The following is a 17,074-nucleotide window of genomic DNA, read 5'->3' as shown; positions in this document are numbered from 1 at the left end:
ACCACCACAGGAGTCATCATGAAGAACGTCAAGGTCACCACCACCTACGCCGGCCACGCCATCATCTCGCGCGATGGGCGCGAGATCGGCACCGTGGAACGCAGCGCGGGGGGCCCCACCCCCGCGGACGGGAAGTGGTTCGCCTATGAATCTCCCTCAGATGCGGACATGATGGCCCACCAGCACGACCGCGCCAGCCGCGCAGTCGCCTGGGGTGCGACACGCACCCAAGCGGTCGAGGCCTTCCTCGACTACCTGGCCTGAGACACGACGACGAGGCCCCCGCACCACGGATGGTGCGGGGGCCTCACTCTTGGTGTCACACCCTCAGGGGGAGGACGGTGTCCGGGGCTGAGCAGATCACCCCGGCCGCGCCACGCTCCCACGCAGTGGCGACCTGGGCCGCCTGGGAGGGGATGTGCGCCACGACCGGCTTCCCGGTCGCGACCAGCGCCTGCCACACCTCGACCGGCGCGTCCCACTCCATCGACAGCACGTCGATGTCCTGGTTGGTGAGCATCGCCTGGTACCAGGCCTCCCCAGCGCTGGCGGCGTAGGCGTACGCCCACGTGCGGAAGCCGGCGGCCCGCCACTGGCGGAAGAGCCATGCCGCGTCGCCGGCGAACTTCATGAGTGTCCGCTCCCGGTAGGGGGCGAGCAGCTCGAGGTACTCATCGATCCGGTCCCCCGCCCGGTACTTCGGGTCGAAGACCAGCACGTGCGACTGCCCGTACGCCTGGAGGAGCCAGTCGAGGGTGACCGGCCGGGACCGCTCCGGGAGCGCGGCCTGCACCTGCTCCCACGTCAGCGTCGCCGGGTCGACGTCCCCACCACCCAGGCGCGCCAGCGTGCGGTCATGGTGGCCGATCCACACCCCGTCGAGGGTGCGGGCCACCGACACCTCCAGGGCGGTGCACCCGTGCGCCACCGCCCTCGTGTACGCGCCTGGGGTGTGCTCCACCCACGACTGCGAGCCGCCACGGTGGGCGACCACGAACCGCGGCGTGGAGAGGAGCGCGTCCACCGAGGGCGCGCCGGCGGGCATGACACCAGCGCGGATGACCGGCACCTCCCGGGCGCCGTCCCACACGGCGACGCTCGCCCGGCGGCCGTCGACCTCCGCCCACGGCACCGCCGCGGCGGGGACCAGCCTCACCGCCGCCCACGCCTGCGGTCCCACCGCCCCGACGGGGGCGGCCTGCACGATGCCGGCGCGCAGCGACGACCACGACGCCGTCGACGACGCCTCACCCGCGATGACCAGCTCGTCGGCCGGCCACTCGGCCAGGGGAGTGGCCGCGGTGGCGTGCTGCTGAGACACCAGCAGCGTCACCCCGTCGACCTCCGGGAGCGTCCCGGACCACGCGGTGAGCGTGTGCTGGGCGACCCCGGACAGGACGACCAGGGCGCCACGCTGACGCGCCGCGTCATCAGCCGACGTCGACCACCACTGCACCCCCTGAGTGTCCTGCGGGTCCGTCACCCGTCGGGCGGCCACGTAGCCAGAGCGGCCACCCGCCGACGCCGTGTAGGCGGTCTCCCACCCCTCCGGAGGGCGGGCCGCGGTGTCCCCGAACTGGGAGCCCATGACGAGCAGGGCCAGGTCACCGGCCTGCGAGTCCACGGACAGGGGCGTGAACTGGCCCTCGGACGCTCGCGCGGTCGCCACAGCGTGGGACCGTACCACCACGGCCACCGGTCACACCCCCGTGCGGAGGATGACATCCCCCGGCTGAGTGCCCTCCGGGAGGTCCGCGCCCTCGGCGACCACGACCACCCTCGTGCCAGGCGCGCCAGGCGGCCCCTGCGGGCCACGCTCACCGGCCGGCCCCTGCTCGCCACGCTCACCGGCCGGGCCTGCCGGGCCCGTCTCTCCCTGCAGGCCGCGCTCTCCACGCTCACCAGCCGGGCCGGTGTCACCCGCAGGGCCGGGCGGGCCCTGCGGCCCAGGCTCACCGGGCGGGCCGGCTGGGATGGCTTCCACCGCCCGGGCGATCGCAGCGTCCGCACCCGCGCGAGTGTAGGCGGTCACGGTCTCGGTCATGGCGTGCCTCCTCCTGTCGTCTCGATGGTGTAGGTCAGGCCGTCCGCTGACGCGACGGCCAGGTCAGTCGTGAAGAGCTCGCCGTCGACGACGGCGGGCTGTACGTAGGTCAGGCCGTCATCCGAGACGACCACGACTCCCTCGACGACAGGCGGGACAGGCTCGACCGGCTCGACCGGCTGGTCGGCCAGTCCGAGCAGCCACGCGAGTGACACCGTCCCCTCGACGGGCAGGACCACCCCCCGCCGGCGGGCCACCACCGTGCCCAGGCACGCGGTCACGTCCCAGGCCACGCCAGCGGGCTCCAGCACCTCGAGGTCCAGGCGCCCGGCGGCGTCCAGCGCCCCGGTCACCGACGACGCCACCACCAGGTCGCCGGCCGACACCGCCACCGGCGGCGACGGCTCCAGCCGCACCCACCCCGGTAGCGGCGCCCCAGCAGGGGAGACCACGCTCCCCACGATGCGCGCCATCAGCGCGCCTCCTCTCGTCTCATCAGTCGTCCCCCGTGTCCATGGGCTCCTCGCCCGGCCCGAGGGGGAGGTCCGCCAGGCGCGCCCCCCGCTCGACAGCGATGCGCCGCGTCGCCCGCGCGACCAGCTCCCACCGGTCACGCTCGCGCTCTGCCCGCTGCACGGCCGTCTCCCGGTCGTGCGCCTCAGCGCGCATGCGCCTCCACGCCGACGCCGCGAGGTCGAGGAGCTTCACCCCCACCGCCCCGGTGAGGACGGCCATGAGGGCGGTCATCAGGTCTGGTCGCACCCTGGCTCCTCCTCTCTGGAGGCAGCGGCGGCCAGGGCGTCCGCCTCGATCACGCGCTCGACACTCAGGGCGGTGCGGGCACGGCGCGCCCGCGTGTCCGGCTCACGGCCGGGCTCCCAGTCCGTGCCGACGATCCGCAGCACACGCTGCGCGGTCATCAGCACCAGGGAGATCGTCAGCAGCACGGGGTAGTACGGCCAGTGACCTGCCGTGACCCCGCGGCCGATGTCCTCGACCGCCAGGACCAGCAGGCCGAGCATGACCATGCCCGCGGCGGGGGCCTCCACACCCCACCAGCCGCGCCACGCCGACGGCGCGCCGGCCAAGCACCCCAGGGTCAGGGCGACCAGGCCGGCAGCGACGTCGGGCGGCATCGGGACGGGCGCCGTCGCGACCCGCCACACCATCCCCAGCAGGGTCAGGTACACCCCGACCATCAGCAGGCTGATGGTCCGTGGCTCACGGATCGTGGCCCACACGCGGGCCGGCAGCCCCACGACGGCGCCCACAGGTCAGCCCTCGCCAGCCGCCGGTGCCGTCGCGACGGCCACGTCCGCGTGACGCGGGTCCGCGATCGACGTCAGCACCGACAGCAGGGTCGCCGTCGCGGTGACACCGAGCGCCTGGGGCCAGTCCAGGCCCCAGATCACGGCCCCAGGGACCACGATCGCAGCGAGAGTCTGCGCTGCTGTCTTCAGCGCTCGCTCAGCAGCACCGAGCGCCCAGGTCCTCGTGTAGGTCGCGCTCATCGGGCTCCCTCCTTCTCAGCAGTGATTCCGGCCGCGATGGCGGCGCGCTCCTCGGGCGCCAGGGTCGCCGGCAGGGGTGCCGTGCCATCCGAGGACGCGCCGATCCTGACCTTCGTCTTGTTGGCGCTGTCCGCGCCGATCTTGAGCTCGGGGAGCGCGTCCACGACCTTGTTGACGTTCGCCGTCAGGGCCTTGACCGTCGCCGCCAGGGCGCTGACCTGCTCGCGCAGGGCCAGCACCTCAGCGTGCACCGTCTGGGACGTCGCCTTGACGGTGCCGTCCACCGCCGTCACGTGCGCGATGACTCGCTCTGCCTCTGCCACTGTGAAATCCTCCTGTGCTGTCGTAGTTGATGCGGCGGCCTCGGCGGGAGGGGTGAGGACCCACTCCCACCTGCCCGCCACGGTGTCCGGGTGCGACACATAGGGCCGCATCCTGGTCTCATCGCCCTGGTCACCAGGGGCGCCCCCGATGGTCCCGCCCAGCTCATTGAGCCAGGCCTCGAAAAGCTGGCTCGTGCGGCCAGCAGCGTCCGCGTACAGCGCGACGTGGCCGCGCTTCCCCGTCGCGCCCTCGAGGAGCAGCACGTCGCCGGCGTGCAGCGCGGTACCACGCGACCACCGTCGGGCGGTGAAGCCCGCGGCGGTCATGATCCCCCGCAGGTTCCCCGTCCACGCGTCCGCGCGGAACGAGCCCGTGTAGCCGGCCCGCCACAGACCAAAAGCGATCAGCGACGAGCAGTCGGCGTCCACCGCCCGCGACGGGCTCGACGCGAGCGCCGCGATCGTCGACCGGGCGGCACCCTGCGAGTAGCCGACGTTGAAATTCGCGACGGCATTCACGATGCCGTCAATGAAAGCCTGCTTCCTACTCACTTATTTGCCTCCTTCCATAGGTAAACCCCCGCGCCCGGATAGCACGGGGGACGAATAGTGCGGGGCCGGTCAGTAGGCGGCGACCCGCTCCACAGACAGGCCCGCGACCTTGCGGTCGACCGACGTCGCAATGTCCTGCCGATTCCGCAGCTCGACAGTGTTCCCGGCCTGGAGCTCTGTGACGAATGACAGGGCGAAGCCGACATAGTCGGCGCCCGACGGCGCGGCACCCTCGACCGACCGCCCATCCATCGCCCCATTCGTCGCCACACCGACACCGAGACGGCCGGTCGACGCCGACGGACACGTGGTCTTGATGAAAGCCTCGATTCGATAGAGGCCCTTATAGGGCACGACGAATCCCGCCCCATTCCATGTCACTCCACCAACACGAATCGGAGACGCTGACTGCCACGCGACCGGATACCATGCATTGGCCGCAAGCGGTGCGGTGCCGGCCCACGCGATCTGTCCGGCGACCTGGTCGGGCGTGTAGGCCCACGCGGAGCCGTCCCAGTGGGCGGTAGCTCCGATGTCGGTACGGCGGACTGTGAGTACGTTGGACGGTGAGGGGGGCATGCCGGCGTCTGTGAGCGCCCGCACGAGCTGGTTGGCGGCGTCGAGTGACCCGGCGGTGGCGACCGACGGGATCGACAGAGACAGGTCGAGGAGTGACTGCCGGGACGCCTGGTCCGTGCCCTCGGGGACGCGATGGCCGCGGGCGTCAGTGATGGTCATGCCGTGTCTCCTGTCTCGGCCGGCACGTCAGCCGGCTCGTCGTCTGTGATGGGTGTCGTCATGTCGGCGATGAGCTCCGCGAGGGTCGACTCGTGCCATGTGGTGTGCAGCCAGATGTCGGCGATGACCGACCCGCATATCGGGCACACGCTCCACCCGCCGGCGCTCATGCGAGCGCCTCATAGGTCAGGGCCAGGGACATCGACGCCCCCGTCCCATGGACGGCCCCATAGCTGGAGCCGACAAGAGCCAGCCCCCGGCCGGCCATCAGCCCGCCCGCGAGCGCGGTGATGTCGACCTGTGCGGTGGCGGTGCCGGTGATGGTGACGCCGGCGGTTGTGCCTGAGGGGGCGGGGCCGGCGGGGGTCTTGTCGGCGCACTGGATGATGGCGGTCCAGCTTCCGCGGTTGGAGCCGTTGCCGGTGAGGGTGAGGACGGCGCGTGTGATCTTGGATGCGGCCAGGGCGGTGATGCGCTGGCCGTAGGTGGCGAGGCCGGTGCGGGGGATGCCGGCGAGGGCGCCCTGGTAGAGGTCGGTGCGGCCGCCGTAGCGGCCGACGTTGAGTCGGTCCCATCCCTGGCCGGCTGTCCAGGTGCCTGACCACTCGGGGGTGACTGTGGCCGTGCGGACGACGGTCACCGGGTCCTCGCCCTGCGTTGGGGGTGCGGTGGATGCGCTCTCGAGTGGCTTGGTGGCGGGTCCGAGGACGTGGACGGGGCGGCCTGTGCCGGGGTCCATCAGGACGTGTGCTGTGGTGACGCCTGTCCAGACGGAGGCGGTGGCTGGGAGCTGGACGGGGTCGGCTCCGAGGATGGAGACGGAGACCTGGGTGCCATCGACGGATATGGCGGTGACCTCGGCGATCATTACCTGGGCTCGGTCGGCTCCGGAGCGTGGGGGCTCGTCCCGGGGGGCAGTGTCGAGGAGGTCGAGGACTCTCGTGCCGGCGGTCATCGTGACGTCACCTCCACGTCGGTGCGGGCGGTGCCCTCGTGGGTGAGGGGTATGTCCACGGAGGCGACGACGCCGCGCATCCGGAGCGGGGCGGTGCCGGCGTCGGGGGAGACCCGGAGGTCGACGACCTCGTCGAGGGTGATAGATGGGTCGGGGGTGTGCTCGACCGGGATAGTCCAGGATCGCCGGACTGATGTCTCGAGCATCGTCACAGCTGCGGACATCGCCGACCGGGGGGACGTGATCAGGGGGGATGAGAAGAACCTCGTGACGACGCCGTAGGGTCCGCTGGTGGCCATGGGGCCGGTCCGCTGGTCGACGACCGCCTGGAAAGTTGGCTGTCCGGAGTCGCCCTGCTGCTGGCCGCGGGCGACGACCCGGTTGTAGACTTTCTCTCTCGATTCGGTGCGCTTGGCGGCGATGACGGTGCCGCCCTCGCCGTCGGTCATCGTGCGGGACGGTGCGGTGCCCTCGTCGACGGGGGGGAAGACGTAGAGGACGCCGTCCCGCCCCTCTCGCAGTCGGGCGGGCCAGGCGTCGGCGATCTCGAAGAGGGCGTCGATGCGGGACTCGCCCCATGTCATCGACGTCGGGCAGGCCCGGTCCGTCAGCCTCGGGTCGATGACCAGCCCCATGTGGCCTCCGAGCAGGCGGCGCATCTCCGAGGCCAGCGTCCCGCCGGCGCGCGGCACCGTCGGGGACGTGAGCCGGTCCTCTTCGACCCGCTGGAGCAGGCTCTTCCCGGACACGGTCACCGTCCCGCGGGACACGTCCGACCCCGTCACCAGGAAGGCCCCGGCCGGCTCGGTGTGCTGCAGGCCAGTGACCAGCGACTCCACCTCGATCGTCACCCGGAGGACCTGCCCGAAGCATGCCAGCGGGGACTCCGGGGTCGTCGGCGTGAAGTCGCGGGCCGGCTCGTCCTCAGAGACCGACCCCAGGCGGGGGACCGTCAGCGACAGCGTCCCCTGAACCTGCTGCGACGCCGACCACGACACCGACCCCGACACGACCGGCACCCGCCCCAGCCAGCGCGACCCCAGCCAGGAGTCCACGCGGGCGCCGTAGACGAAGCTGTCACTCAGCAGGTTCGCGGGGATCATCCCCCCACCTCCTGCCACAGCACACGATCGAACTCGTCCCAGGACATGCCCATGTCGTCGACCTGGTCCCACGTGCGCTCGGCGGCATCGAGCTGGTCCCACGTCGACGTCGGCACCACACGATCAGGCTCCGGCACCCCCACGACCGCGGCCTTGAGCGTCCACACGCGCTCCGCCGCGTCGAGGCGGTCAGCCCTCGAGTGCGACACGTCCGTGAGGACCAGGACCGTCACCAGCGGTACGTCGCACAGGGACCGCGCGCATTGGAAGCACCGGGCGGGGTTGTGGAAGAGGATGTTGACCTGCGGGCGGGCGGCCACCGCCGCCATCGCCCTCGTGTGCTCCCCCTCGGTCCGGGCCGTCAGCGACACCGTCCCCGCGCCCATCGCCGGCGCCATCACCACCACCGGGGTAGGCCGCCCCGGCACCTCATGCACCGTCACCCTGCGATCCACCGCCCGGGCGTCCGCCCCCTGCCACAGCAGGTCCACCACGGACCCGCCCGTGACATCCGTGAGCAGCGACCGGCCCGACCATCGTCGCACCACCGGCGCAGACACCGCACTGGACGCCGCCCCCGGCCCCCACGTCACCCTGTAGGTGACCGGGACGTTGACGGGGGCCAGGGAGTCACCCAGGACCACCTGGCCCCCGTCCGACACGCGCGCCCCGGCGCGCACCGTCCACCTCGAGGAGCCGACCTCACCCACCACAGAGAACCTCTCCCCGGGCGGGACCGTGCCGGCCTCGACGACGACCTGCACCAGGCGCGCCTGCCCGGCAGGCACAGAGGCGATGAGCCCCATCAGCGACCCCTCCCGCGCAGCTGCTCGGCACGCCGGGACGCCCCGGTGGCCACGACCTCGATATGCGCATCCAGCGCCTCGCCGTCATCGATCACCAGACGCAGCTCGGCACCGTCAAGCACTGCCGCCGAGCTGTTGACCCCCTGAGCCGCCAGCGACGAGACATCCCGCCACTGACGCGCGGTGAGCACAGCCTCACGGGCGCCGGTCTGGTTGACCGCGGCAGTCACACCCGGCGGTAGCCAGCCGCCGGCGTCGTACTTCTTGCCGCCGTAGCGGCCCGCCGTCGGCGTCCCCCAGACCGCGGTCTCACGGACCGTTGTTCCCGGCTTGGGCGCCTCGACCATCCGCCCCGGCCCCGACACGATTGCCACGTGCCATGCCGGCGACCCCCAGAAAAGCAGGTCACCTGGGACCGCCGACCCCACCGACACCGGCGTTGAGCCCGCCTGGTAGCCCGCGGCGGTGAGCCGCGGCCACCCCAGCCCGAGCTGTTTCGCCGACCAGTAGACCAGGCCCGAGCAGTCCACCCCGGGCGGGATCGACGACCCCCCCCAGATGTAGGGCACGCCGATCGCCTTGCGGGCGGCGCCCACCAGGCCCGAGGACGACCCCATGCCCGACTCCTCTGTCTTGGTCTTGAAGATGTTCTTCAGCGACTCGAACCACAACGGCGGGGTAGCCTTCATGGTCTGAGCCCAGAATGACGAGCCCATCTGCGCCAGCAGCGTCTTAGCCGGCGCAATCACGAGATTGGCGACCGCACCGAGCGGGTCGGAGACGATGTCCGCGACCGCCGACGCCGTCGACGACACCCAGTCGGCTGCCGCCTCGAAGGTGTCTGTCACGCGCCCCCAGATACCGCCGTCGGCGAAAGCCACCTGGCCGCGCCGGCGACCGAGGTCGCCGACGTTCGCCAGACCCCGCCCCCGCCACGCGTTGACGCGATCCAGCCACGGCTTGCCCCCGAGGGCGCGCAGCGCGTCCGGACGGATGATCCCCTCACCGCCCGATAGCTTCAGCGCACCACCACCATCCGGTGAATAGAAGTGATACACGTCCCTGCCCGGGGTGTATCCCGGCGTCATCGTCTGCCACTGGCCGCCGGACGCGTACCCGGCGATCGCCTTCACGTCAGGCAGCCTCAAAGAGAGGCCGACCTTCTCCGCGATCGTGTCAAACGCCTTCTTGATACCGTCCTTGTAGACGGTATTGATGACGAAGTTGACCGGCTTCGCCGCGTATTCCTTGACCTTATCCATGGCGGCCTTCACTCCGTCACGGAAGTTGTCAAAGCCGTTCTTCGCGTTGTCAATCGCCGACTTGATCTTCGGGAAGACCGTGTCCGACAGGAAGTTGATCACCGTGGATATCGTCGTCGAAATACCCTGGAACGCGGGCTGGACGACATTACGCCACAGCCACGTAATCACCGGGCCGATGACGTTCTGGAACATCCACTTCCAGCCCTCGAGGACCGGCTTGATGGCGAAGTTCCAGGCGAACGATATGATCGCCCCGATACCCTGGAACGCGGGCTGGACGACATTCCTCCACAGGAACAGGAATATCGGCACCAGGACGCCCGTGATGAACGACCACAGCGCCGACAGTGACGGGCCGATGACGTTCACCCACGCGGACTGGATGAATCCCGAGATCGCCGTCCACACGGGCTGGACCGTGCCCGTCCAGAAGGCCGACAGGGCCGGCGCCAGCGTCACCGTCACCCACGACCACAGCGCCGACAAGGCCGGGAGGATGTAGCTGTTCCAGGCCTCCGACACCGCCGCCGAGATCGCGGCCCACACGGGCTGTACGGTGCCCGTCCAGAAGGCCGACAGGGCCGGCGCCAGCGTCACCGTCACCCACGACCACAGCGCCGACAAGGCCGGCCAGATGACGTTCACCCAGGCGTCATAGATGGCCGTAGCCACCGTCTGCACGGCCGGCCAAATGACATTGGACCACGCGCTCGACACACCCGGCGCGAGCACGTTCACGACCCAGTCCCATACCGCAATCGCGGCATCACGGACCCTGAAGAGGATGTCGACGAACGTCGAGTCCTCCTCCAAGCCGAAGATCGACCCGGTGAAGTCCCCCTTGAAGAGAATGTCAATGATCCCCTGGATGCCCGGCATGAGCGTCCCGGAAATCCACCCCCACACCGTCGCGATCGCCGGCTGGATCGTGTCCTCCCAGACCGCCTTCACCGCACGGCCCATCTCCTGGACCTTCAACCGGAAGTCCTCATTGCGCTGGTAAAGCAGGATCAACCCCGTCACCAGGGCCGCAATAGCCGTGATGACAATACCAACGATATTCGCCTTCATCGCAGCATTCAGGGCATGCATTGATATCTCGGTGGCATGAATCCAGGCCTTCACCTTCGTGAGGATCGAGAAACCCGCATATGCCGCAACCGCCACGGTCACGCCACCCGCGAGCGCGAGGATTTCCTGCTTGTGCTGCTTGATCCAGGTGAACGCGTTCTCGAAGCCGGTCGCGACCTCGCCCATCGCGGTTGTGACGGCGGGCTTGACCCAGTCGATGAACTCCTTGAAGCCGGATACGAGGGTGGCCTGCAGGTTCCCGGCGGCGCCCTCGATCGTCTTCGTGGAGCGTGCCGCGGCTACGGCGGTCTCGTCGGAGCCGAGGCGAAGGACGGCGGCGTTGAACTCCTCGGCGGTGATCTCGCCCTTTTCGAGGGCCTCGCGGAAGTTTCCGGTGTAGGCGCCGGCCTCGAGGAGGGCCTGCTGAATCTTGCCCGAGGCGCCGGGGATCGCGTCGCTGAGCTGGTTCCAGTTCTCGGTGGTGAGCTTGCCCTGGCCGGCGGTCTGGGTGAGGACCATCCCGACAGAGGAGAAGGTCTCGGCAGAGCCTCCGGCTACCGCGTTGAGGTTGCCGGCGGCCTCGGCGAGCTGGTCGAAGCCGTCCACGCCGTTTGCGGCCAGCTGGCTCGTGATGCTCTGGATGTCGGCGAGGTCGTAGACGGTGGCGTCCGCGTACGCCTTCGCGGACTCCGTGAGGCGCTCGATGGTCGCGCCGTCGAGGCCCGCGAACTGCAACGTGCTGACGAACTTGTCGGTGGCGTCTGAGGCGGTGATCGCCTCTGACGCGAATCCGCCGATGCCGACGGCGGCCGCCATGGCGAGGAGCGGGCCGACGGCGGATCGGACCATGCCGGACATGGCGGATGCGCCCCTGCCGGTGCCGGTCAGGGCGGTGTCGGCCTCCTTGGCCTCACGCTCGGCCTTGTCGAGGCTGCGGGCGAGGTCGTCGAGGGCGGGGTCGGCCTGGGCGATCTCGAGCTTGGACCGGCCGGTGGCCCGGGCCAGCTCGGTGACGGCCGTGTCGGCGCCCCGGCTGGCCTCCTCGAGCGTGCCGAGGGCGCGGGAGTGCTGCGCGGCGGCGTCGTCGGCGTCCTGGTTTGCCTTGGTGGAGCGCTCGACGGCGGCCTTGTGGGCAGCCTCCGCGCGGGCGACGTCGGCGGCTGACGTGGCGGAGCTCTGGCGGGCGCGGTTGAGCGTCTCCTCAGCGGAGGCGGCGGCCTTCGCGGCCGTCTCCTCCTCCTTGCGGGCGGCCTCCAGGCGGCCCGCGGCGGCCACGACCTCGTCCTGCGCGGCGGCGAGGGCCTTCCCGGCGGCGCGGGCCTCGGCCTCGAGGCGGGCGGTCGACTTGCCCAGCGGGTCAGCGACCGCTGCAGCGACGTCCTGGCCTGCCGAGCGGGCGGCGCGCGTGAAGCCATCCGCGAAGCTGCGGCCGGCGTCCGCACCAGCGGCCGGCATTGACCCCTTGACGTCGTCCGTGACCGCCTTGAAGAACCCCTTCATGGAAGGGACTACGTCAACGAAGACGGTTCCAGCCTTGAAAGCCCCGGCCATGGGGCACCACCACCCTCCCGTGTGCTGGTGCCCCACGACCGGGGCCTATCCGTCGTGTGTCACATGGCCCACGGCGTCATCGCGGCGATGACATCGTGGGCTGCGGCGAGCGTGCGCTCCTCACGGACCCGCTCGACCTCGGCGGCTACCGCCGTGACGGGCCGCGGGTAGCGCTCGTCGCCACCGAGGGCGGAGACGATGAGGTCGAAGATGTCCTGGAGGACCACCACGACGGGCGTCTGCCCGACCAGCGACCCACCCACCTCCGCCTCGTCGTCCTCGGCGTCCTCAGAGGCGATGACCGCCTCAGCGAGCGCCTCGACCCGGGACTGGTCCGGGTCGTTGAGGATCGCCGAGACCGTCCGTGAGGACGCCGGCAGCCCATCGATGAGGTCCAGGAGGAACGTCCACCGCCTCTGTCGGAACAGGGTGGGGGCGTCCCATCCCCGGTCTGCGAGGTCCTGGGTGACCTGCCTCTCGTGCCGTGTCAGGCAGTCGTAGAGGCGGCGCCTTCCCCCTGGTCGCCCAGGAAGGCCCCGTAGTGCTCCTGGACCGTCGTGAGGAGCACGCGGGCCTGGCGGGCGGTGAGCCTCTCGAGCAGGGCCTCGGCGTCCTCCGGGTCCAGCCACCGGCGGAAGATGCCGGAGAGGGACTGCGTGGACTCCAGGTCAGCGGCGAAGGCCTCGAGGTCCTCCACGCGCATTTCCATGGGGTCCGGGAAGCTGATCCGCCGGGAGCCGATCCCGAAGGTGAACGGGGCCGGGGCGGACGCCGCGTCCATCTTCTCGAGGGCGGCCAGGGTCAGGGTGGGCTTGACATCGCTCATAGTGGTCTCCTGAGTCGTCAGTTGGTGGTTGGTCACGCCTCAGCGGCGGGCTTCGGGGCGGGCTTGGTGGCCGGCTTGGGCGCCGGCGTCTTGTCGACGTCGGCCTTGGCAGCAGGGGCCGTCTCGGACGTCGCCTTCTCCTCGTCCCACCCGGAGACGCGCAGGGTGGCGATCTCCGCGGGAGCGTCGGTGACCCGCTCCAGGGTCACCTCCGTGCCAGTGGCGTCCCTGACTGTCTTGGTGAATCGGGGCATGTCTGGTCCTCTCATCGCGATGTGTGCGTGGTCTCTGTGCGGTCTCCCATGGGTGGGTGCCGCCCTGGCAGCGGGGAGACCATCCGCTGCCAGGGCGACGTCATCACTCGGCGCGCGTGAAGCCGATGGCGTCCAGGTGCCGGCCCGCGGCCGTGCCACCGAGGTAGTGGCGGCACGGCGTGCCGACCTCGTTGTCCGTGAAAACAGACAGCTCGAGGTCGAACTTGACGGCCTCGTCAGGCTTCCACGCCTCCTCGGGGATCGTGGAGAGCTTCACGCGGGGGAAACCGCGGCCGACGATCCACTCGTCATCGGCCGGCCCGTCGGCCATGACCGCGATGAGGCGGAGCTCCTCGATCGCCGGCAGGGGCGCCTCATCGAAAACGACCTCCGCGGTCGTCTTGTCCGCCTTCAGGGCCCCCAGGTCGACCCCGTAGACGAGCTCCTGGAGGTTCTTCCGGAACGGCTCCAGGACCGTGAACTTGATCGTCCTGGGCGCCTTCACGATGTCGGTGCGGACCGCCTCCAGGTAACCCAGAGCCTCGACCTCCTCGATCGAGACGTCCGTCGAGACCGTGAAGCCGTCCTTCGTCATCATCCCCACCGGCCACCATCCGGCCGGCAGCTCGGTCAGCTGACCGGCACCCTCCGTGATCGCCGTGGGGAGGTCCACCGTCCGGGGCGCCATGAATACAATGACATTGAGCCCCTTACGGACATTGACGTCCTTGTTGTGCTTCTTCTTCTGCGCCTCAATAGTCGTCGCAGCCATATTCGTTTCCTTTCGCTCAGTGTCGAGGTCGATATGTGATGTCGAGGGTGACAGGCACGACCTCGACCGTCTCGAAATAGGGGCGCACGCCGCCCACCTGCGTCACCGTCACGGCGTCGACGTACCCCTCCGACGACGCGAGCGGCTTGTCGTCGACAGCGTCGACCAGCAGCTCGGCCAGCGCCTGCGCGCCCGCCTCACCCCGTGCCGACGGCGTCACCGCGTACACGTCGACCGCCACGGTCGACGTCCGGTCGATGTCACCCGGGGCCGACGACACCAGGGACACATGCACCAGAGGCATCGGCCCCGACGTGAAGCCGGGGTCGAGGACGCGCGTCGTGGGCGCCCCCGTCGCCTCGGTCACGGCCTCACGGACCGCCTCGACAGGGTCAAGCCACCTACTCACCGGCGACGACCCCCTCGAGCGGCACGCGCCGCCTTCGTCGCCGCCAGCTCACCCAGGACGTGCGCCCCAGGCACAGCACTGCGGACACCCCCCGCGCCAACGGCCTTCCCGGACATGTGCCCGAACTCGGCCGCCGCCGCGTGCGGCACGTCCGTCGTCACCCGACCAGACGCCCTCCGGGACGCCCGGCCACGAGCGACGACCGTCGCCACCGCCGACTCCACGGAGAACGAGGCCGCCAGCTGACCGGTGCGGCGCGGTGACCTGCGCGCCGCCTCAGCGGCCACGTCCTGACCAGCGGCCAGCATCGCCGCCTGCATCGGCTGAGACACCATCAGCGCCTCCACCCCAGCCCGATCAATCTGCACACGGACCATCACCGGTCACCTCCTCGACAAGGCGGCGACCAGGCCCATCGGCCAGGCCGCCGGCGTCTCCTCGACCATCCACGCGCCAGCCAGCGGGTGCGTGTCCGGCACCTCGACCATGTCCCGGTGCCTGACAGGCGCCCCCGGCGGGGCGTACAGCACCGCCGCGTCCGACGGCGCCTCCGACGTCACCGCGTCCGTCATCCCCAGGGCCGCGCTCGACCCCGGCACGACGTGACAGTCCTCGACCGTCACCGGCCCCGAGGCCGGCACCAGCAGACCGTCCGCGTCCCGGTGCACCGGCCCCGTGACCGTGACCGGCGTCCGCCACTCCCTGTGGCTGCGATGACGCGGCCACCTCCCAGGCGGGGACATCCCGTCACCCCCTCGGGCGCATGCTCACGGAGAAAGCCGCCTGCCGGCGGCGCCCCCGGCGGATGCCCAGGAGGTCCTTCTCCGTGTCCGTCACAAAGAGCTGCCCGGGGTCGGACCCGCCGTAGGTGACCGACGTCGTCAGCGGCCCAGTGGTCTCCGACGTCGACCGGACCCCCTCGGGATTGGAAACCACCCGCAGGACCATCGCGACGACGACGTCCTGCACCCGGTCAGCGAGGTCCGGGTCACGAGCCGCACGGTCCCCCAGGGACGGTGACAGGCCCCGCAGGAGCCGCTCAGCACGGCCGATCAGCCCCTGCAGGACACTGTCCTCAGGCAGGTCCTCAGGGTCGAGCAGCCACGCCCCCCGCACCGCCTCAAGCGACGTGAGCGCCACGACCAGCGTCCCCCTCGGCCGCCAGCTCATCGCCGATGATCAGCAGGAGGTCCGCCTTCGTCGTGGCCCGCCCCAGGTCCACGCCATGAGCCTCCGCCCACTCGCGAATCTGAGCCACGGTCCACGCCTCGCTGGGCACCTCACCCGACGCTCCAGCGCCCTCATCCTCGTCCTCGGCACCGCCGTCGTCATCAGCGGCACCGTCGTCGACCCACGCCGACGGGTTGGTGACCAGGGCCGCGTCCTCATCGCCCAGGACCGCCCCGGCCGGGAGCATGACGCTCCCGGCCGGACGGTGCACGACTACATGCGTGACCAGACGCCGCATCACAGCACCTTCGCGGCCATCGAGAGGTTCGCGTTGGCGAGCACCGGGAGGGCGATCGCGTCGACGTCGATTGACACCGTCCGCGGGGTGCGGGACGCCCGGTCGAGGGACGCGACGATGCCCGGCTGCTGCTCGTCCGGAATCCCCATGTCCGCCTCAGAGGCGGCCAGGGTCTGACCCCACCAGGTCGCACCCAGCGGGGTCGGAGCACCCGAGAACGGGTCGACCGGGTCCGGCAGGAACAGCAGCCTGTCCTCTGAGAGGACACGGACCGCCTTGCCGGCCGACGAGGTCCGCCGGTCGTAGACCGTGATGGCCGGGAGACCCTCGGACGACAGGACCGAGTTGACGGTCTCGAGCGAGGCGTGACGGGTGACACCCTCGACCGTGACCGTCTGGAAGTCCGCGTGCCGCCTCATCGCGCGGGCGATCTTGGAGGAGACCACGAGGGCGCCCGGGCGCTCTCCGTTGAGGTCGGCGTAGGCGTCCGCCCACGCGGTCAGGTCGTCCAGGACCTTGGCCGTGGAGCCGGACCAGACGGCCGACGTCGTGACCGTCATGGACGGGTCACGACCGAAGTCGTCCTCGACCTGGAAGTTGGCCTGGTCGATGGTGGCCTTGCCGGTCTCGAGTACCGTGCCGCGCATCCGCTCGGTGCGGTCGGACACACCCTGCACGGAGCGGAGCGCCTCACGCAGGATGACGTCCCGCAGCACCTCGTCGGTCGCGTTGCGCGCCCGCAGCTGCGAGTACTCGGACACTGGCTTGACCGACCCGAGGGCCGGCAGCTCGATGACGAGCTTGCGGGCCTGCCCACCGGCGATCACCTCAGGCTCAGCGTCGAAGGCCCGGTAGGAGGCCTCGTCGACCAGGCCGGCCTCACCGGTGTAGGTGCGGACGACGACGTCGTGCACCTCCTGGTTGGGCAGGAAGGCCGCCAGGAAGCCCCTGGCGCGCTCGACGTCCTCGTAGGCGGCGCGCACGTAGCCCGTCAGCTCGGCGGGCTCGATGAGATCAGTCCACAGTGCCATCGATCAGCCCTCCCGCGGGATGTAGGTGCAGGCGGTCAGGTCGTTGCCGGCCGCCGGGATCGTGAAGCCCGAGTCGGGCAGGAGCGCGACCGTCACACGGACTCGGTCGACGACCGGGACCGCGATCTTGCCGGCGTCGGCCGGCTGGTCGGTCAGGATGAAGCCAGTCAGCTTCTCCTCACCCCCGGACCCACCTGAGACGTAGGGGACCGTCTTGCCGCCCTTGACGGCGACGGCAGTCCCCGAGGGGATGATCTTGTCAACGACCCGGGCCGTGAAGTCGGCCGGGTCGATCGTGACGGTGCGAGCACTGTCGATCCCATGCAGGGAGCCCAGCCACCGCTGGTCCCCAGGGGAGGAGTGCTCAATCCTGAGCTTGGGCATGCTGCCCTTCC

Annotated in this window: 24 protein-coding genes; 1 reads left to right on the top strand and 23 read right to left on the bottom strand. The window is 70.7% G+C overall.

Annotated elements, in window-relative coordinates:
- Positions 1 to 18 precede the first annotated feature (18 nt).
- The gene (locus EL245_RS06660; protein ID WP_126382444.1) at positions 19 to 264 is read left to right on the top strand and encodes a hypothetical protein; all 246 of its coding nucleotides are present in this window, start codon (positions 19 to 21) and stop codon (positions 262 to 264) included.
- Between the two features lie 55 nt (positions 265 to 319).
- On the opposite strand, the gene EL245_RS06655 is transcribed toward EL245_RS06660, so the two are convergent.
- From EL245_RS06655 to EL245_RS06535, 23 genes are all read right to left on the bottom strand, one after another.
- Positions 320 to 1,669, bottom strand: coding sequence for a glycerophosphodiester phosphodiesterase (locus EL245_RS06655; RefSeq protein ID WP_126382443.1), 1,350 nt, complete (start codon positions 1,667 to 1,669; stop codon positions 320 to 322).
- 371 nt (positions 1,670 to 2,040) lie between these two features.
- Positions 2,041 to 2,517, bottom strand: a complete 477-nt coding sequence (locus EL245_RS06645; RefSeq protein ID WP_126382441.1) for a hypothetical protein — start codon at positions 2,515 to 2,517, stop codon at positions 2,041 to 2,043.
- Positions 2,518 to 2,539: 22 nt separating this feature from the next.
- Positions 2,540 to 2,806, bottom strand: coding sequence for a hypothetical protein (locus tag EL245_RS06640; protein ID WP_126382440.1), 267 nt, complete (start codon positions 2,804 to 2,806; stop codon positions 2,540 to 2,542).
- Positions 2,791 to 3,315 (bottom strand): hypothetical protein, encoded by a 525-nt coding sequence (locus tag EL245_RS06635; protein ID WP_126382439.1) that lies wholly within the window; start codon positions 3,313 to 3,315, stop codon positions 2,791 to 2,793. Before EL245_RS06635 ends, EL245_RS06640 begins: the two co-directional genes overlap by 16 nt.
- 3 nt (positions 3,316 to 3,318) lie before the next feature.
- Positions 3,319 to 3,555: a holin gene (locus EL245_RS06630; protein ID WP_126382438.1), complete on the bottom strand. Its 237-nt coding sequence runs from the start codon at positions 3,553 to 3,555 to the stop codon at positions 3,319 to 3,321.
- Positions 3,552 to 4,430, bottom strand: a complete 879-nt coding sequence (locus EL245_RS06625; protein ID WP_126382437.1) for an endolysin-like domain-containing protein — start codon at positions 4,428 to 4,430, stop codon at positions 3,552 to 3,554. Before EL245_RS06625 ends, EL245_RS06630 begins: the two co-directional genes overlap by 4 nt.
- A 69-nt stretch (positions 4,431 to 4,499) precedes the next feature.
- Entirely contained in the window at positions 4,500 to 5,168 is a 669-nt protein-coding gene (locus tag EL245_RS06620) for a hypothetical protein (protein ID WP_126382436.1), read from the bottom strand.
- Positions 5,165 to 5,338, bottom strand: a complete 174-nt coding sequence (locus tag EL245_RS13215; RefSeq protein ID WP_161512753.1) for a hypothetical protein — start codon at positions 5,336 to 5,338, stop codon at positions 5,165 to 5,167. The genes EL245_RS06620 and EL245_RS13215 overlap by 4 nt, the downstream gene beginning before the upstream one ends.
- Positions 5,335 to 5,808 carry a hypothetical protein gene (locus tag EL245_RS06615; RefSeq protein ID WP_126382435.1) on the bottom strand — a complete coding sequence of 158 codons (474 nt, stop codon included), beginning with the start codon at positions 5,806 to 5,808 and terminating at the stop codon, positions 5,335 to 5,337. The genes EL245_RS13215 and EL245_RS06615 overlap by 4 nt, the downstream gene beginning before the upstream one ends.
- 311 nt (positions 5,809 to 6,119) lie before the next feature.
- Complete coding sequence (locus tag EL245_RS13210; RefSeq protein WP_161512752.1) at positions 6,120 to 7,226, bottom strand: hypothetical protein; 1,107 nt, start codon at positions 7,224 to 7,226, stop codon at positions 6,120 to 6,122.
- Positions 7,223 to 8,032, bottom strand: coding sequence for a hypothetical protein (locus EL245_RS06605; RefSeq protein ID WP_126382433.1), 810 nt, complete (start codon positions 8,030 to 8,032; stop codon positions 7,223 to 7,225). Before EL245_RS06605 ends, EL245_RS13210 begins: the two co-directional genes overlap by 4 nt.
- Complete coding sequence (locus EL245_RS13850; protein WP_161512751.1) at positions 8,032 to 11,868, bottom strand: tape measure protein; 3,837 nt, start codon at positions 11,866 to 11,868, stop codon at positions 8,032 to 8,034. Before EL245_RS13850 ends, EL245_RS06605 begins: the two co-directional genes overlap by 1 nt.
- Before the next feature lie 110 nt (positions 11,869 to 11,978).
- Complete coding sequence (locus tag EL245_RS06585) at positions 11,979 to 12,182, bottom strand: hypothetical protein (RefSeq protein WP_126382432.1); 204 nt, start codon at positions 12,180 to 12,182, stop codon at positions 11,979 to 11,981.
- 224 nt (positions 12,183 to 12,406) lie between these two features.
- Positions 12,407 to 12,745: a hypothetical protein gene (locus tag EL245_RS06580; RefSeq protein ID WP_126382431.1), complete on the bottom strand. Its 339-nt coding sequence runs from the start codon at positions 12,743 to 12,745 to the stop codon at positions 12,407 to 12,409.
- Between the two features lie 32 nt (positions 12,746 to 12,777).
- Positions 12,778 to 12,999, bottom strand: a complete 222-nt coding sequence (locus EL245_RS06575; RefSeq protein ID WP_126382430.1) for a hypothetical protein — start codon at positions 12,997 to 12,999, stop codon at positions 12,778 to 12,780.
- 103 nt (positions 13,000 to 13,102) lie between these two features.
- Complete coding sequence (locus tag EL245_RS06570; RefSeq protein WP_126382429.1) at positions 13,103 to 13,771, bottom strand: hypothetical protein; 669 nt, start codon at positions 13,769 to 13,771, stop codon at positions 13,103 to 13,105.
- Between the two features lie 16 nt (positions 13,772 to 13,787).
- On the bottom strand, positions 13,788 to 14,138 hold the full coding sequence (locus tag EL245_RS06565; RefSeq protein WP_164719458.1) for a hypothetical protein: 351 nt from the start codon (positions 14,136 to 14,138) through the stop codon (positions 13,788 to 13,790).
- Positions 14,139 to 14,176: 38 nt separating this feature from the next.
- Positions 14,177 to 14,515, bottom strand: coding sequence for an HK97 gp10 family phage protein (locus EL245_RS06560; protein WP_161512750.1), 339 nt, complete (start codon positions 14,513 to 14,515; stop codon positions 14,177 to 14,179).
- Positions 14,516 to 14,563: 48 nt separating this feature from the next.
- Entirely contained in the window at positions 14,564 to 14,848 is a 285-nt protein-coding gene (locus EL245_RS06555; protein WP_126382426.1) for a hypothetical protein, read from the bottom strand.
- Between the two features lie 79 nt (positions 14,849 to 14,927).
- Positions 14,928 to 15,320 carry a Gp19/Gp15/Gp42 family protein gene (locus EL245_RS06550; protein WP_161512749.1) on the bottom strand — a complete coding sequence of 131 codons (393 nt, stop codon included), beginning with the start codon at positions 15,318 to 15,320 and terminating at the stop codon, positions 14,928 to 14,930.
- A complete protein-coding gene (locus EL245_RS06545) occupies positions 15,301 to 15,648 on the bottom strand; it encodes a hypothetical protein (RefSeq protein ID WP_126382424.1) in 348 nt (115 codons plus the stop codon). Before EL245_RS06545 ends, EL245_RS06550 begins: the two co-directional genes overlap by 20 nt.
- Entirely contained in the window at positions 15,648 to 16,679 is a 1,032-nt protein-coding gene (locus EL245_RS06540) for a major capsid protein (protein ID WP_126382423.1), read from the bottom strand. The genes EL245_RS06545 and EL245_RS06540 overlap by 1 nt, the downstream gene beginning before the upstream one ends.
- A gap of 3 nt (positions 16,680 to 16,682) precedes the next feature.
- A complete protein-coding gene (locus tag EL245_RS06535) occupies positions 16,683 to 17,063 on the bottom strand; it encodes a hypothetical protein (RefSeq protein ID WP_197719463.1) in 381 nt (126 codons plus the stop codon).
- Positions 17,064 to 17,074 lie beyond the last annotated feature (11 nt).

The sequence above is a fragment of the Actinomyces howellii genome (assembly GCF_900637165.1).
Classification (GTDB): Bacteria; Actinomycetota; Actinomycetes; order Actinomycetales; family Actinomycetaceae; genus Actinomyces; species Actinomyces howellii.
This window is presented reverse-complemented; position numbering and strand designations above follow the sequence as displayed.

Excerpts from the sequence above, each read along its gene's own strand:
- EL245_RS06660 (WP_126382444.1), top strand. The coding sequence starts at position 19 with ATGAAGAACGTCAAGGTCACCACCACCTACGCCGGCCACGCCATCATC.
- EL245_RS06645 (WP_126382441.1), bottom strand. The coding sequence starts at position 2,517 with ATGGCGCGCATCGTGGGGAGCGTGGTCTCCCCTGCTGGGGCGCCGCTA.
- EL245_RS06630 (WP_126382438.1), bottom strand. The coding sequence starts at position 3,555 with ATGAGCGCGACCTACACGAGGACCTGGGCGCTCGGTGCTGCTGAGCGA.
- EL245_RS06620 (WP_126382436.1), bottom strand. The coding sequence starts at position 5,168 with ATGACCATCACTGACGCCCGCGGCCATCGCGTCCCCGAGGGCACGGAC.
- EL245_RS13215 (WP_161512753.1), bottom strand. The coding sequence starts at position 5,338 with ATGAGCGCCGGCGGGTGGAGCGTGTGCCCGATATGCGGGTCGGTCATC.
- EL245_RS13210 (WP_161512752.1), bottom strand. The coding sequence starts at position 7,226 with ATGATCCCCGCGAACCTGCTGAGTGACAGCTTCGTCTACGGCGCCCGC.
- EL245_RS06605 (WP_126382433.1), bottom strand. The coding sequence starts at position 8,032 with ATGGGGCTCATCGCCTCTGTGCCTGCCGGGCAGGCGCGCCTGGTGCAG.
- EL245_RS13850 (WP_161512751.1), bottom strand. The coding sequence starts at position 11,868 with ATGAAGGGGTTCTTCAAGGCGGTCACGGACGACGTCAAGGGGTCAATG.
- EL245_RS06580 (WP_126382431.1), bottom strand. The coding sequence starts at position 12,745 with ATGAGCGATGTCAAGCCCACCCTGACCCTGGCCGCCCTCGAGAAGATG.
- EL245_RS06575 (WP_126382430.1), bottom strand. The coding sequence starts at position 12,999 with ATGCCCCGATTCACCAAGACAGTCAGGGACGCCACTGGCACGGAGGTG.
- EL245_RS06570 (WP_126382429.1), bottom strand. The coding sequence starts at position 13,771 with ATGGCTGCGACGACTATTGAGGCGCAGAAGAAGAAGCACAACAAGGAC.
- EL245_RS06560 (WP_161512750.1), bottom strand. The coding sequence starts at position 14,515 with ATGGTGTCTCAGCCGATGCAGGCGGCGATGCTGGCCGCTGGTCAGGAC.
- EL245_RS06545 (WP_126382424.1), bottom strand. The coding sequence starts at position 15,648 with ATGCGGCGTCTGGTCACGCATGTAGTCGTGCACCGTCCGGCCGGGAGC.
- EL245_RS06540 (WP_126382423.1), bottom strand. The coding sequence starts at position 16,679 with ATGGCACTGTGGACTGATCTCATCGAGCCCGCCGAGCTGACGGGCTAC.
- EL245_RS06535 (WP_197719463.1), bottom strand. The coding sequence starts at position 17,063 with ATGCCCAAGCTCAGGATTGAGCACTCCTCCCCTGGGGACCAGCGGTGG.